Source organism: Streptomyces sp. NPDC048288 (assembly GCF_043201555.1).
Taxonomy (GTDB): domain Bacteria; phylum Actinomycetota; class Actinomycetes; order Streptomycetales; family Streptomycetaceae; genus Streptomyces.
On record NZ_JBICZD010000006.1, the window covers coordinates 613,778 to 627,677 of the forward strand.

Below are 13,900 nucleotides of genomic sequence, written 5' to 3' on the forward strand. Positions count from 1 at the left end.
GGGTCAGCTGAGGCCGACCTTCTTCAGCCAGGCCTGGGCGACGTCCAGCGGGTCCTTGTTGTCCGACTGCACCTGGGTGTCCAGGTCCAGCAGGGTCGCCGTGTCCAGCTTGGCGGAGACGGCGTTGAGGGCGTCGGTGGCCGTCTGGTTCAGGGCGCTCTTGTAGACCAGGGGCTGGACGTTCTCGAAGCCGAAGAGGTTCTCCGAGTCCTGGAGGACGACGAACTTCTCCTTGGTGATGGTCGGGTCCGTGCTGAAGATGTCGCCGGCCTGCACCGCGTTCTTCTTCAGGGCGGCTGCGGTGAGCGGGCCGCCCGCGTCGAGCGCCTTGAAGGACTTGAACTCCAGGCCGTAGACGTCCTTCAGGCCGACCAGGCCCTGCTGGCGGGTCTGGAACTCCGGCGAGGCGCCGATGACCAGGTCCTTGGCGATGTTCTTCAGGTCGGCTATGGACGACTTCTCGGTGAGGTTGTACTTGGCGGCGGTGGTCGCGTTGAGCGTCACCGTGTCCTTGTCCTGCGCGTCCGCCGGGTCCAGCAGCGTCAGCTTGGAGTCCAGCTTGGCCTCGATGGCCTGGGTGGTCTCCTCGACGGTCTTCGGGGCGGCCTTGGGGTCGAGGTAGGCGAGCAGCGCGCCGTTGTACTCGGGCAGGACCGAGATCGAACCGTTCTTGAGCAGGCCGTAGGTGGTCTCACGGCTGCCGATGTTCGACTTGTAGGTGACCTTGACGCCCTTGGCCTTGAGCGCCTCGCCGTAGATGTCCGCGATCAGGATGCTCTCGGCGAAGTTGTTGGAGCCGACGACGACGGTGTCGCCACTCGCCTTGCTGTCCGACAGCGGGTCGGACTTGCTGTCGTCGGAGGAGGAACAGCCCGCCAGCAGGGCCGTCGTCGCGGCGAGCGCGACGGCCGCCACGCCTCGGTATGTCCGGATTGACCTGCTGGGAAGGGTGTTGGGAGTCACGGTTGCCGTTCCGGGAGCTGTGGGAAGGGTGGGGGTGTTGCGAACCACTCCGGACGATCCAATCCAGCCCGTTCTCGGTCAGTCAAGTGTCTCCGGGTCACCGATTGGCTTCGATCCGTGGCCAGTTGTGGACGGAGCGCGGTCTCTTTGTAACGGATTCTTGATAAAGAGCAAGCGGAACGGCCCTTCAAGAACGCTGTAGTCTCACGGCAGTTGATATCGGTCACAGCGGTGCACGGGGCCCGCTACTCGGTGTCGTTCCGCAGCAGCTCGGGGTGAAGACGCCCCCCAGACCAGACACCCTCATGAAGGAGGCCCGGTGTCCACGAACCAGGTGGACGCGCCCGTCCGGCCCGCCCAGGAGCGGGGCGGGATACGGGGATTCGCCGACCGTTGGCCCTTCCGGCGCAAGCTCAACCTGCTGGTCGGTGTACCGCTCGCCGTCATCGGCGTACTGCTGGCGTATGTCTTCACCGACCTGGTGCAGCAGTCCAGCAGCGCGGACTCCGCGGCGCAGATGGTCCGGGACAGCGCCCAGGTGGCGCGTCTCGTGGACAAGGTCGAGGCGGAGCACCAGCAGGCGATCCTGTTGTCCGTGCGTTACGAGTCCGGTGCCTCCAGGCCCTCGCAGACGGCCTACCGGACGGCGCAGGAGGCGGTGGACGCCCAGGTGGAGACGGTCCGTCACACCTTCGGCGACCGGCTGCCGGACACCGAGGCGGCCGCGCTCCGGCAGGTCGAGGGTCTGACCAGCCTGCGCGACTCCGTCGAGCAGTCCTATCTGCCGGCCGACAACATCGACCCGGCGTACGCCAACGCGGCCAACGACCTGATCGACGGCCTCGGCCTGGACCGCAACGCCAACCTCGCCTCCACCTTCACCGGCAACCTGCTGGACTCGCTGCTGCGCGCGGACGCCGCCCACGGCGCCTTCGAGACCAACGTGCTCGCGGCGACCACCGGTGACACCAACGCGCTGATCGAGTTCACCAACGCGGTCGGCGCCTACGACCTCTACCAGCACCAGGCCGACCGCTTCAGCCGGTTCGCCACCGAGGGCCAGGCCCGGCAGCTCGCCGACGTCGAGCACACCAAGGCGCAGAGCACCATCGCCGAGTCCTACGCCGAGCTGCAGATCGACCCGACCAAGCTGCAGTCCGGCAGTCAGCAGGAGATCCGGCAGGCCGTCAAGGACGCGCTGACCGACTACCCGGCCTATCACGACCAGGCCACCGCCCGGCTGACCATCACCACCTCGCTCATCGGCCAGATCGCCGACCGGGCGGACTCGGCCGCCGACTCCGCGCGGTGGCGCGCGATCTGGCTGCTGAACGGCTCGCTGCTCGGCTTCGTCCTCTGGTTCGCCCTGTCGGTGCTGGTGCGCCGCTCCGTGATCCGCCCGGTGCAGGCCCTGACCGGGGTCGCGCACGAGGTCGCCGAGGTCGCGAACCGCGAGCTCGCCCGGGTCGCCGACGACGACGCCGAGGACTCCGGTCCGCCCCGGCTGCGGGACATGCCGGTCACCGCCCGCGACGAGATCGGCGACCTGGCCGAGGCGTTCAACCAGGTGCAGACCACGGCGGCGGCCCTGCTCGAACGCCAGGTGCTCAGCCGCCGCAACACCGCCGAGATGTTCGGCAACGTCGGCCGCCGCGTCAGCAACCTGACCACCCGCCAGCTCGCGTTCATCGACGCGGTGGAGCGCGCCGAGACCGACCCGGCGCTCCTGGAACGCCTCTACTCCATCGACCACATCGCCGTCCGCCTGCGCCGCAACGCCGACAGCCTGATGCTGCTGGCCGGCATCCGCGAGACCGTCCTCGCGGCCGGCCCGACCCCGGTGTCCAACGTGGTCCGGGCCGCGCTCGGCCAGATCGAGGGCTATCAGCGGGTACGGCTGTACGCCGGCACGGACTCCATGATCGAGCCGGACATCATCGGCGACCTCACGCTGATGGTGGCCGAACTCCTGGAGAACGCGGTGTCGTTCTCCCCGGCGGGCAGCCCCGTCGAGGTGACCGTCCGCTCCAGCGACCAGGGCGCGCACATCGTTGTCACCGACCACGGCCTCGGCATGAGCGCCGAGCGGCTGGCCGAGGAGAACCAGCGGCTGATCCGCCGTGAGCGCCTCGACCTGGTGCCGACCAAGGTGCTCGGCCTCTTCGTGGTCGGTGCGCTGGCCCGGCGCTGGGAGATCGGCGTCGAGCTGACCCGGACCCCGGGCGGCGGTGTGACCGCCGAAGTGACCCTGCCCAGCACGCTGTTGCTGACGATGAGCGCGGTGGCCGACACCGCCGGCACCCCGCTCGCCGCGGAGCCGACGGCACCGGAGATCACGGCGTCGGCGGCACCCGCCGAGCAGGTCGGCCGGACCGGACCGACCTGGGCCACCTCGGTGCAGGCCGCCGACGAGCCCGACGGTCCGCTCCCCCGCAGGCTGCCGCGCCGCGAGCCGGCCGCGGAGACCGCGCCCGGGTCCGAGGCGGCGGCCCCGCTGATCCCCGCCGCCCGCTCCGGCGAGCCGCCGGCCGCCCCGGACGCCGACTCCGCCGACTCCGCCGACGGGAACCGGCCGCTGCGCCGCCGGGTACGCGGTGCGACCCTCCGCACCACCGTCGGCGCGGCCCAGACGCTCTCCCAGCCGGCGCGCACCCGCGACGCCGAGGCCGAACGGGACGCGCTGGACGAGTTCGAGGCCGCGGTGGAGCGCGCCCGGCGCGACAGCGAGACCGGAAGCCACGGACGGCCCAGGCCGCACATCGACCCCCCGAACCCCCCGCAGGACCAGAACCACCTTCCGGAAGGAGCCGAGCAGTGAGCACGTCGACAGGTGACACCCCGACGGGCGGCATCACGCCGACCGACCTGCAGGCGGCCGCAGCCGACTTCACCTGGCTGCTGAACCGCTTCGCCACCGAGACCGCGGGCGTGGTGGACGCGATCGCCGTGTCCTCCGACGGTCTGCTGATCGCGGTCTCGGAGCTGCGCGAACGCGCCCACTCCGAGCGACTGGCCGCGATCGTCTCCGGCATCACCAGCCTGGCCGCCGGAGCCTCCGGCAACTACGGCCTGGGCGGCCTCAACAAGGTCATCATCGACCTGGAGGGCGGCCATGTCATCGTCTCCGCGATCGGCAGCGGCGCCGTGCTCGGCGTGGTCGCCGACAACGAGGCCAAGCTCGGCAACATCGCCTACGAGATGACGCTGTTCGCCAACCGTGCCGGTTCCGCACTCAGCCCGCAGCTCGTGCTGGAACTGAAGAACAGCGTCGGCGTCCCACAGACGCGCTGACCGGGACCGCCGGTCGAGAGAGGAAGACACAGCCATGGCGGACGGCACCCCGCCCCCGGGCCCGGACCCGGTCGGCCCCGCCCCCGCCGTACGGCCGTTCCTGGTCACCGCCGGCCGGGTGGCGGACAGCGCCTCCGGACCGGCGATGCCCGTCGAGACCCAGGTGGTGGCCACCACCGCCGGGCTCGCCGCGCTCGCCCGGCTCTCCTTCGAGCAGCACGACATCGTCGCCGCGTGCCGGATTCCGCAGTCGCTCGCGGAACTGGCGGCGCGGCTGCGGCTGCACCTGAACGTGGTCCGGGTGCTGGCCGAAGACCTGCGCGAGGCCGGACAGCTGTCCGTGCATGTGCCCGACTTCGAGGCCACCCACGACTCGTCCGTCCTGCGCAGGGTTATCGACGGCCTGCGGGCCATCCCAGACTCCCGAGGGGTACTCCGTGACACCGACTGACTCGCTGACCCGGGGCGCCGGGCGTACGGCCGTACGGCCGCCGCTGCCGGTGAAGATGGTCATCGCGGGCGGTTTCGGCGTGGGCAAGACCACCGCCGTCGGCTCGATCTCGGAGATCGAGCCACTGACCACCGAGGCGTCGATCACCGAGGTCGCGGCGGGTGTGGACGACCTCTCGCTCACTCCGCGCAAGACGACCACGACCGTGGCGATGGACTTCGGCTGCATCACCATCGACCCGACGCTGAAGCTGTACCTGTTCGGCACGCCGGGGCAGGAACGCTTCGGCTTCATGTGGGACGACATCGTCGAGGGCGCGCTCGGCGGTCTGGTCATCGTTGACACGCGTCGCCTCGACGACTGCTACGCCGCGGTCGACTACTTCGAGCACAAGGGCATCCCGTTCGCCGTCGCCATCAACGCGTTCGACGGGAAGGTCGAGCACACGCTGGACGAGGTGCGGTGGGCGCTGGACGTCGCCGAGGCGACGCCGCTGGTCGTCTTCGACGCGCGGGACCGGGGGTCCGTGCGGGACGCGCTGCTCGTTGTGCTGGAGCTGGCGTTGGCGCGTAGTGGGGGGTAGGGCGGTGGGTGGGGAACTGCGGGCCGTATGTGGCTGGTCGCGCAGTTCCCCGCGCCCCTTAGGGGGCGCTGCTATCCCCTGCGTACGCCAGGAGACACCGTCAGTCTCTGTACCGCCCAGAAGATGCCCAGGGTGATCAGGGCCATCGCCGCCACCAGGGTCGCGCCGCCCACCACCTTCTCGTAGTTCTTCTGGTAGAGGCCGTCGATGATGTAGCGGCCGAGACCGCCCAGGCTGACGTAGGCCGCGATGGTCGCGGTGGAGACGATCTGGATGGCCGCGGAGCGCAGGCCGCTGAGGATCAGCGGGAGGGCGACCGGGAGTTCGACCTGGAAGAGGACGCGTGCCTCCGGCATGCCCATGCCCCGGGCCGCGTCCACCGGGGACGGGTCGACCGAGCGCATCGCCTCGTACGTGGTGACCAGGATCGGCGGTACGGCGAGGATCACCAGCGGGATCATCACCGGCAGCATGCCGAAGCCGAGCCAGATGAACATGAGGACCAGCAGACCGAAGCTGGGCAGGGCCCGGCCGGCCGTGGCGATCAGGGCGAGGGTGTTGCCGCCGCGCCCGTAGTGGCCGGTGACCAGCCCGATGGGCAGGCCGATGGCCGCCGCGTAGGCGAGGGCCTCCAGGGAGTACTGGATGTGCTCCCAGAGCCGGGTGGGGATGCCGTCGTAGCCGTGCCAGTGGGAGCTGTCGCTGAAGAAGGCGTGGACGAAGTTGAGGACGTTCACCGGGTGCTCTCCTTCGGCATCCAGGGCGTCAGCACACGGCGTACGAGGACGAGGGCGGCGTCGGCCAGGATGGCCAGCACGGCGGTGGTCACCACCGAGTTCACCGCCAGTTCGGGGCGGTGGTAGATGTTCGCGTCGTTGAGCAGGTTGCCGAGCGCGCCCTGGTTGCCGATCAGCATGCCGACGCTGACCAGGGAGATGCTGGAGACGGTGGCGACGCGCAGGCCCGCGATGATCGCGGGGACGGCGATCGGCAACTGGACCTGGAAGTAACGGCGTACCGGGCCGAGGCCCATCGCGGTCGCGGCGGCGAGGGTCTCCGCCGGGACCGAGCGGACGCCGTCCACGATGGCCGGGACCAGGACCACCAGGCTGTAGACCGCGAGCGGGATCATCACCGTCGTCTCGGTCTGGCCCGTGTAGTCGATGAGGACGACGAAGAAGGCCAGGGAGGGGATGGCGTAGAGGATCGTGGTCACGCCGAGGACCGGCGGGTACAGCCAGCGGAAGCGGACGCAGAGCTGGGCGATGGGCAGGGACACCAGCAGACCGGCCAGCACCGGGATGAGGGCCTCGCGCAGGTGGAGGCCGATCAGTCCGAAGTAGGTGTTCTGGAGGTCGCTGGGGATGTCGAAGAAGCCGCTCATCCCCCGACCTTCGCGTTGTCGTGGCCCTCGGCGTGGGCGGCGCGGATCGCGGCGCCGATGACCTGCTGCGAGACGACGCCGACCGCGCGGCCCTCGCCGTCCACGGCCACCGCCCAGCCGGTCGGCGAGAGCACCGAGCCGTCGAGGGCGGCGCGCAGCGAGTCCTTGCCGGGCACGAAGGGCCGTCCGTACGGGAGCAGTCGTGCCGGATCGATCGAACCGGCGGTGAGCGCGCGCGGCTCGCCCCAGCCGAGCGGCCTGCCGTCCAGGTCGGTGACGAGGAGGTAGGGGGCGTCCGTCGAGGTGCGGGCGCCGAGCTTGGTGGCGTCGGCGTCGATCGGGACGATCGGAGACCGCTGCAACTCGAGCCCGGCGGACGGGAAGAAGGAGAGCCGGCGGATGCCCCGGTCGGCGCCCAGGAAGTCCTCGACGAAGGCGTCGGCGGGGTCGGTGAGCAGCTCGGCGGGCGGGGCGAACTGGGCGAGGTGGCCGCCGGTGCGCATCACGGCGACCATCGTGCCGAGCTTGATCGCCTCGTCGATGTCATGGGTGACGAAGACGATCGTCTTGCCCAACTCGTCCTGGATGCGCAGGAGTTCGTCCTGGAGTCCCTTGCGGACGACGGGGTCGACGGCGGAGAACGGCTCGTCCATCAGGAGCACCGGCGGGTCGGCGGCGAGCGCCCGGGCCACGCCGACGCGCTGCTGCTGACCGCCGGAGAGCTGGTAGGGGTACCGCTTGGCGAGCGCCGAGTCGAGACCCACCCGCTCCATCAGCTCGGCCGCCCGGGCGCGCGCCTTCTGCTTGGTCCAGCCGAGCAGCCGGGGCACGGTGGCGATGTTGTCGATGATGGTGCGGTGCTGGAAGAGCCCGGCGTTCTGGATGACGTAACCCATGGACCGGCGCAGGGTGTTGACCGGCTGCGCCTGGATGTCGGCGCCGTCGAGCAGGATGCGGCCCTCGCTCGGCTCGACCATGCGGTTGATCATCCGCAGGGTCGTCGTCTTGCCGCAGCCCGAGGGGCCGACGAAGACGGTGATCGAGCGATCCGGTATCTCCAGGGAGAGTCGGTCGACGGCGACCGTACCGTCCGGGTACCGCTTGGTGACTGAATCTATCCGTATCAAAACGCCGAATACCCTTCGGGTTTGGCAGAGAGTGCCCAGTTTTCGACCACGGTCGCCGTGGTACAGGCCGTTGTTGAGAGAGTTTAAACCGCAAGTGTTTCAGTACTTTGGCGACTGACTGGTCGTCTTCAGTCTGTGACCTGCCGGTGTCCACTGTGCGCCACCTGTGAGTTCCCTGATTCTCATTGTTCGCTCAGTGAAGCCTCAGGACCGCCCCAGACGACGCCCCGATCGTCATCGTCATGAACGAAACGAACGCGGGAGGCGTCCGGCGCCGGTCGGTCGAGATCGTGGTGCCGGTCTACAACGAGGCCCATGTCCTCGCCGACAGCATCGGCCGTCTCCACGCATACCTCGAAGAGTCCTTCCCGTTCCCGTTCCGCATCACGATCGCGGACAACGCGAGCACGGACGCCACCTGGACGGTGGCGACCGGCCTGACCCTGCGCCTGCCGCACGTCCACGCACGGCGGCTGGAGGAGAAGGGCCGGGGCCGCGCCCTGAAGCACGTGTGGAGCCGGTCCACGGCCGATGTGGTCGCCTACATGGACGTCGACCTCTCCACGGGACTCGAGGGCTTCCTGCCCCTGGTCGCGCCGCTCCTGTCCGGACACAGCGACCTCGCGATCGGCAGCCGGCTGCACCGGCAGTCGGCCGTCGTGCGCGGCCCGAAGCGGGAGTTCATCTCGCGCTCCTACAACCTGCTGCTCAAGGCCGGGCTCGGGGCCCGCTTCTCGGACGCGCAGTGCGGCTTCAAGGCCGTCCGCACCGACGTCTTCCGCGCCCTCGCCCCGCACATCGAGGACACCGCCTGGTTCTTCGACACCGAACTTCTCGTGCTCGCCCAGCGCAACGGGCTGCGCGTCCACGAGGTCCCGGTCGACTGGGTCGACGACCCCGACAGCCGGGTCGACATCGTCCGCACCGCCGTCGACGACCTGAAGGGCATGGGCCGCATGTTCCGGGCCACCGTCACCGGCCGCACCCGCATCCAGGCCGTACCCCGCCGCACCACCGTCCCCCAGAACGTCACGGCCCTGCCCGCCCCGGCAGCCACCGCCGTCGAGCCCATGGAGTACGCGTCATGACGACCCTCGCCCCGCCGCCCACCCCGGTCCAGGACGGCCGCCACCGGGCCGCCACCCCGCCGGTCTCCCGCGCCAGAAGGCTCTTCCTGGGCGCCCCCGAGGACCCGCGCTGGGCCCGCCCGGCCCTCTGGGCGATCCTGCTCCTGGCCACCGCCCTGTACGCCTGGAACCTCTCCTCGATCACCGGCAACACCTTCTACGACGCGGCGGTCTACTCCGGCACCAAGAGCTGGAAGGCGTTCTTCTTCGGCGCCCTGGACTCCGGCAGCTTCATCACCGTCGACAAACCCCCCTTCGCCCTGTGGGTGATGGGCCTGTCCGCCCGCGCCTTCGGGTACGGCACCTGGCAGTTGATGCTGCCGATGGTGGCGGTCGGGGTCGGCTCGGTCGGCCTGCTGTACCGCCTGGTCAAGCGGGACTTCGGAGTCGTGGCCGGTACGATCGCCGCCCTCGTCCTGACCCTCACGCCGATCACCGTCGCCATCAACCGGGACACCAACCCGGACCCGATCCTGGTCTTCCTGATGCTGCTCGGCGCGGCCGCCCTGCTGAAGGCCGTGCGCACCGGAAAGTTGATGCCGCTGGTCTGGTCGGCGGTCGCCATCGGCTTCGCGTTCAACACCAAGATGATGCAGGCCTACGTCGTACTGCCCGCGTTCTTCGTGGTCTATCTGTGGGCCACGAACCTGTCGCTGGGCAGGCGCGTCCGCAACCTGGCCGTCGGCACGGTCGCCCTGGTCGTGAGCAGCGCCTGGTGGATGGTGATCGTCGACCTGATCCCGGCCTCCTCGCGGCCGTACATCGGCGGCTCCACCGACAACACGGTCTGGGACCTGGTCATCGGCTACAACGGCTTCGGCCGGATCTTCGGGGCGAGCTCCTCGGTGGGCTCGGCGGGCAACGGCGCCAGCTTCGGCGGCAGTTCGGGTCTGTACCGGATGTTCAACGACATCATGGGCGGCCAGATCTCCTGGCTGATCCCGTTCGCCGCGATCGCCCTCGTCGGCGGCCTGGTGCTGCGCGGCCGGGCGCCGCGCACCGACGCCAGGCGTGCGGCGCTGCTGCTCTGGGGCGGCTGGTTCGTCCTGCACTTCCTGACCTTCTCCCTCGCCGAGGGCACCTTCCACCCGTACTACGTCACCGCCATGGCGCCGGGGATCGCCGCCCTGGCCGGCGCGGGCGGGGTCATGCTGTACAAGGCCTTCCGCGAAGGCTCGGCAGCCGCGTGGGGCTGGGTGCTTCCGGCGGCCGTCGCCGCCAGCACGGTCTGGGCGGTCGTCCTGCTCCAGCGGGTCTCCGGCTCCGGCACGGTGTACACGGTCGCCGAGCTGGTGGCCGCGCTGGGCGGTGCGCTCGCGGTGGCCGGGCTGCTGGTCGGGCGGTTCATGAAGCGGCAGAAGCTGATCGGCTTCGCGGCGCTGGCGGCGATCGTCGCCCTGCTGGCCGGACCGGCCGCGTACTCCGTCTCGGCGGCCACGACCGCGAGCACCAACGGCACCAACCCGACGGCCGGGCCCAGCACCGGCGGTGGCATGGGCGGGATGGGCGGCGGCGGTGGCCAGCGCCCGAGCGGCAGCGCGCCGAGCGGGACCAAGAGCGGCAGCGCCCCGAGCGGCACCGGAAGCTCCGCAAGCTCCGGCGGGCAGTCCATGGGGCAGCCGCCGACCGGGACGGGAAGCACCGGCACCGAGTCCGGCACCGGCTCCGAGTCCGAGTCCGGCTCCAGCTCCAGCTCCGAGTCGCAGTCCGGCCGTACCGCCGGAGGCATGGGCGGCGGCCAGGTCAGCTCGGCGATGATCACGTACCTGAAGAAGCACCAGGACGGCGCCACCTGGCTGGTGGCGGTGGCCACCGACCAGACGGCCTCCTCGATCATCCTGGAGTCCGGTCAGCCCGTCATCTCCATGGGCGGCTGGTCCGGCAGCGACAACGCGATGACCCTCGCCAAGCTCAAGAGCCTGGTGAAGTCCGGCAAGCTGCACTACATCGTGGTCAGCAGCGACGGCGGCCAGGGCACCAACACCGAGATCGCGACCTGGGTGAAGAAGCACGGCTCGGCCGTGAGCGCCTACAGCGGCCTGTACCGCCTGGACGCCTCCGACGTCAGCTGATCCCCACCCCGGAAGAGAAGGGGGGGCGCCCGGAGCGGCCGCCTTCTCGTGTCGTACCCGGGGTCACGCGGCGACCGGCAGCCCCGGCGTCCGCAGCACGGCGCGGTCCGCGTCCACCACGAACACCTCGCAGCCCGGGCGGCCCGCCGCCCACGCGGCGCCGTCCGTGCCCATCGCGAAGGCGGCCGTCGCCGCGGAGTCGGCCTCCGTCAGCGTCGGGGCGACCACGGTGACGCTGAGCAGGCCGGTGGCCGGACGGCCCGTGCGGCCGTCGACGATGTGGTCGCCGCGCTCGTAGCGCCCGGAGGTGGCCACCGCCCCGTCCGTGATCTCAAGGACCAGGCACAGCTGATCGGCGTGCTCGGGGTGGCGCACCCCCACCCGCCAGGGCCCGCCGGCCGCGACCACGTCTCCCCCGGCGTTCAGGCAGAACCGCTTCGCCCCGGCCGCCGACAGCAGCTCCGCCGCCCGCTGCACCGACCAGCCCTTGACCACCGCGCACGGGTCGAGACCCCGCCCCGGCAGCCGTACGTCGAACGCGCCGCCGGTCGCCAGCCGGTACTCCTCGCACAGCGCGAGCACCTCGGCGAGGTCCGGGCTCACCTCGGACGCGGAGAGTTCGCCCCGGTCGAGCCGGGAGACCTCGCTGTCCGCCCGGAAGGGGCTGAACCGCGCGTCGACCTCCCGCAGCCAGCCGAAGACGGCGTCCGCGGCCGCCGCGAAGTCCCCCTCGTCGTCCACCCGCAGCGAGACCGGGAACCCCATGACGTGTTCGACTCGGTGCATGGTCAGCCCTTCGCGTCGATCGCGGCCTGGAGGGACTCCCTGTAGCCGTCGCTGGTGATCGTCGCGCCGGAGACCGTGTCGATGTCCGCGCTCTGCGCCTTCAACGTCTCCGAGATCAGCACCGGCACCGCGGCCGTCGTCTGCGGATGATTCGGCTGCTGCAGCATCTTCACCGCGGAGATCTTCTCCCCGGCGAAGGTCACCTGGACCTGGACGGGACCCTTGTCGGTGTTGACCGTCGAACCGGCGACCACCTTCGCGGCGGCCGAAGCCGAGGCGGACGAGGCGGAGGCGGACGGCGAGGGCGACGCGGAGGACGACTCGGTGTTGTCGTCGATCGCCGCCTGCAGGGACTTCTTGTACGCGTCGCTGGTGATCGTCGCGCCGGAGACCGTGTCGATGTCCGCGCTCTGCGCCTTCAGCGTCTCCGAGATCAGCACCGGCACGGCGGCAGTCGTCTGCGGATGGTCCGGCTGCTGCAGCATCTTCACGGCGGTGATCTTGTCGCCGTCGAAGGTCACCTGGACCTGGACCGGGCCCTTGTCGGTGTCGATGGTCGTGCCCTTGACGACCGTGCCGGACGTGGCGGCGGAGGAGGAGGCCGAGGGAGTCGGCTCGGCGGCGGAGGTGGTCGTACCGCCGATGGACGGCTCGTAGCGCCAGACGGGGATGAGGCCCGCGATGCTCAGGGCGACGACAGGTATGGCTCGCTTCACGGTGTCTCTCTCATCCCGCCAGGCTGAAACGCTCGAAGTGGATCTGCGGCTTGGGCACGCCCAGGTCTCCCAGGGTGCGCAGTACCGCGTTCATCATCGGGGGCGGGCCGCAGAGGAAGACGTCCCGGTCGGCGATGTCCGGCACCAGGCGGACCAGCTCGCGCGGGGCCAGCTTGTCCGGGACCGGCGGGCCGGTGACCAGGTGCAGCTCGGCGCCCTTGGCGACGGCGAGGTCGCGCAGCTCGTCGTAGAGGACGGCATCGCGGTCGCTGCCGACACGGTAGATGACGATCGCGTGGCCTTCGATGTCCTCGAGGAGCGCGCGGACCGGGGTGACGCCGACGCCGCCCGCGATGAGCAGGGACTCGGGCTTCTGCCGGTGCAGGGTGGTGAAGGCGCCGTAGGGGCCCTCGGCGAAGACGCGGGTGCCCGCCTTCAGGTGCCGGAGGCCGGCGCTGCCGTCGCCGGCCGCCTTGGCGGTCAGGCGCAGGGTGCGGCCGTCGGGGGCGGCGGACAGGGAGAACGGGTTCGCCTGCCACCAGCGGTCCCTGGTCAGGAACCGCCACAGGAAGAACTGGCCGGCCTGGGCGCCGAGCCGGTCCAGGTCGCGCCCGGTGACGTACACGGACACGACGTTGTCCGACTCGGGGACGACGGCGGAGACCCGGAACTGGTGCCGGTAGTTGCGCCACAGCGGCAGGACCAGGCGGCCGAGGACCACCGAGCCGAGCGCGACGCCCCACACCGCGTACCAGTACGCCGTGGCGGCGGACGACGCCGTGAAGGTCGTACCGACCGCGACCTGGTGGCTGAAGGCGAGCACCACGGCCACGTACGTGTACAGGTGGATGAAGTGCCAGGTCTCGTAGGCGAGCCGGCGGCGGGCGTAGCGGGCCGAGACGGCGCCGACCACGAGGATGATGCCGAGCGCGACCACGGCCCTGAGCACGCCTTCCGTGGTCTCCGCGAGGTCGACGATCTCGCCGACCGGGCCGACGCCCGCGCCGTCGGCGTAGCCGAAGCCGATGAAGACGGCGTGCGCGAGCAGCGTCCACAGCAGGGCGAAGCCGGTCCAGCGGTGCCAGGAGGTCAGCCGGTCCATGCCGATCCGGCGGTCGAGCCAGGGCAGCCGGGCCACCAGCACCAGCTGGAACGCCATGACGAGGGCGCCGTACAGGCCGAAGAGGCGGCCGATGACGATCAGCGCGTTGGAGGCGAAACCGGCCTGGGCGAAGAAGTAGGCGACCACGGCCGCGTTCACGGCGAGCACGGCGTACAGGCCCGTGCGGGCCACCACCCTGGGGCGTATCGCCGTGGGGGGCGCAGGGGGTGATTGGACGGTCGTCACGGGTCGGCAGCTCCTTGATCGGGTCCTGGGAGTCGAGCTTCACCCGTGGCCG

Annotated in this window: 13 protein-coding genes; 6 read left to right on the top strand and 7 right to left on the bottom strand. The window is 70.7% G+C overall.

The window, feature by feature from the left end; all coding sequences use genetic code 11:
- Positions 1-3 precede the first annotated feature (3 nt).
- Positions 4-915 carry an ABC transporter substrate-binding protein gene (locus ACGFZS_RS24730; protein WP_393796954.1) on the bottom strand — a complete coding sequence of 304 codons (912 nt, stop codon included), beginning with the start codon at positions 913-915 and terminating at the stop codon, positions 4-6.
- Positions 916-1,282: 367 nt separating this feature from the next.
- Here ACGFZS_RS24730 and ACGFZS_RS24735 point away from each other — a divergent pair, with 367 nt between their 5' ends.
- From ACGFZS_RS24735 to ACGFZS_RS24750, 4 genes are read left to right on the top strand one after another with little or no spacing between them, the layout of a single operon-like run.
- On the top strand, positions 1,283-3,781 hold the full coding sequence (locus ACGFZS_RS24735; protein WP_393796955.1) for an ATP-binding protein: 2,499 nt from the start codon (positions 1,283-1,285) through the stop codon (positions 3,779-3,781).
- Entirely contained in the window at positions 3,778-4,254 is a 477-nt protein-coding gene (locus ACGFZS_RS24740; protein WP_365684157.1) for a roadblock/LC7 domain-containing protein, read from the top strand. The genes ACGFZS_RS24735 and ACGFZS_RS24740 overlap by 4 nt, the downstream gene beginning before the upstream one ends.
- A gap of 34 nt (positions 4,255-4,288) precedes the next feature.
- Entirely contained in the window at positions 4,289-4,705 is a 417-nt protein-coding gene (locus tag ACGFZS_RS24745; protein ID WP_355707760.1) for a DUF742 domain-containing protein, read from the top strand.
- A complete protein-coding gene (locus ACGFZS_RS24750) occupies positions 4,692-5,288 on the top strand; it encodes an ATP/GTP-binding protein (protein WP_355707762.1) in 597 nt (198 codons plus the stop codon). Before ACGFZS_RS24745 ends, ACGFZS_RS24750 begins: the two co-directional genes overlap by 14 nt.
- Before the next feature lie 71 nt (positions 5,289-5,359).
- Here ACGFZS_RS24750 and ACGFZS_RS24755 read toward each other — a convergent pair whose 3' ends face one another.
- Genes ACGFZS_RS24755 through ACGFZS_RS24765 form a run of 3 tightly spaced genes read right to left on the bottom strand, consistent with a single transcriptional unit; the run spans position 5,360 to position 7,799 of the window.
- Positions 5,360-6,025: an ABC transporter permease gene (locus tag ACGFZS_RS24755; RefSeq protein ID WP_393796956.1), complete on the bottom strand. Its 666-nt coding sequence runs from the start codon at positions 6,023-6,025 to the stop codon at positions 5,360-5,362.
- Positions 6,022-6,672 (bottom strand): ABC transporter permease, encoded by a 651-nt coding sequence (locus ACGFZS_RS24760; protein WP_393796957.1) that lies wholly within the window; start codon positions 6,670-6,672, stop codon positions 6,022-6,024. The genes ACGFZS_RS24755 and ACGFZS_RS24760 overlap by 4 nt, the downstream gene beginning before the upstream one ends.
- Positions 6,669-7,799, bottom strand: coding sequence for an ABC transporter ATP-binding protein (locus ACGFZS_RS24765; protein ID WP_393796958.1), 1,131 nt, complete (start codon positions 7,797-7,799; stop codon positions 6,669-6,671). Before ACGFZS_RS24765 ends, ACGFZS_RS24760 begins: the two co-directional genes overlap by 4 nt.
- Positions 7,800-8,041: 242 nt before the next feature.
- Between ACGFZS_RS24765 and ACGFZS_RS24770 the strand changes: the two genes are divergently transcribed.
- Together ACGFZS_RS24770 and ACGFZS_RS24775 are read left to right on the top strand one after the other, a co-directional pair.
- Positions 8,042-8,887 carry a dolichyl-phosphate beta-glucosyltransferase gene (locus ACGFZS_RS24770; protein ID WP_393796959.1) on the top strand — a complete coding sequence of 282 codons (846 nt, stop codon included), beginning with the start codon at positions 8,042-8,044 and terminating at the stop codon, positions 8,885-8,887.
- Positions 8,884-10,998 carry an ArnT family glycosyltransferase gene (locus tag ACGFZS_RS24775; RefSeq protein WP_393796960.1) on the top strand — a complete coding sequence of 705 codons (2,115 nt, stop codon included), beginning with the start codon at positions 8,884-8,886 and terminating at the stop codon, positions 10,996-10,998. The genes ACGFZS_RS24770 and ACGFZS_RS24775 overlap by 4 nt, the downstream gene beginning before the upstream one ends.
- Positions 10,999-11,061: 63 nt before the next feature.
- On the opposite strand, the gene ACGFZS_RS24780 is transcribed toward ACGFZS_RS24775, so the two are convergent.
- From ACGFZS_RS24780 to ACGFZS_RS24790, 3 genes are read right to left on the bottom strand one after another with little or no spacing between them, the layout of a single operon-like run.
- Positions 11,062-11,784, bottom strand: a complete 723-nt coding sequence (locus ACGFZS_RS24780; protein ID WP_393796961.1) for an FAD:protein FMN transferase — start codon at positions 11,782-11,784, stop codon at positions 11,062-11,064.
- A gap of 2 nt (positions 11,785-11,786) precedes the next feature.
- Complete coding sequence (locus ACGFZS_RS24785; RefSeq protein ID WP_393796962.1) at positions 11,787-12,500, bottom strand: FMN-binding protein; 714 nt, start codon at positions 12,498-12,500, stop codon at positions 11,787-11,789.
- 10 nt (positions 12,501-12,510) lie between these two features.
- On the bottom strand, positions 12,511-13,848 hold the full coding sequence (locus ACGFZS_RS24790; protein WP_393796963.1) for a ferric reductase-like transmembrane domain-containing protein: 1,338 nt from the start codon (positions 13,846-13,848) through the stop codon (positions 12,511-12,513).
- Between the last annotated feature and the right edge of the window lie 52 nt (positions 13,849-13,900).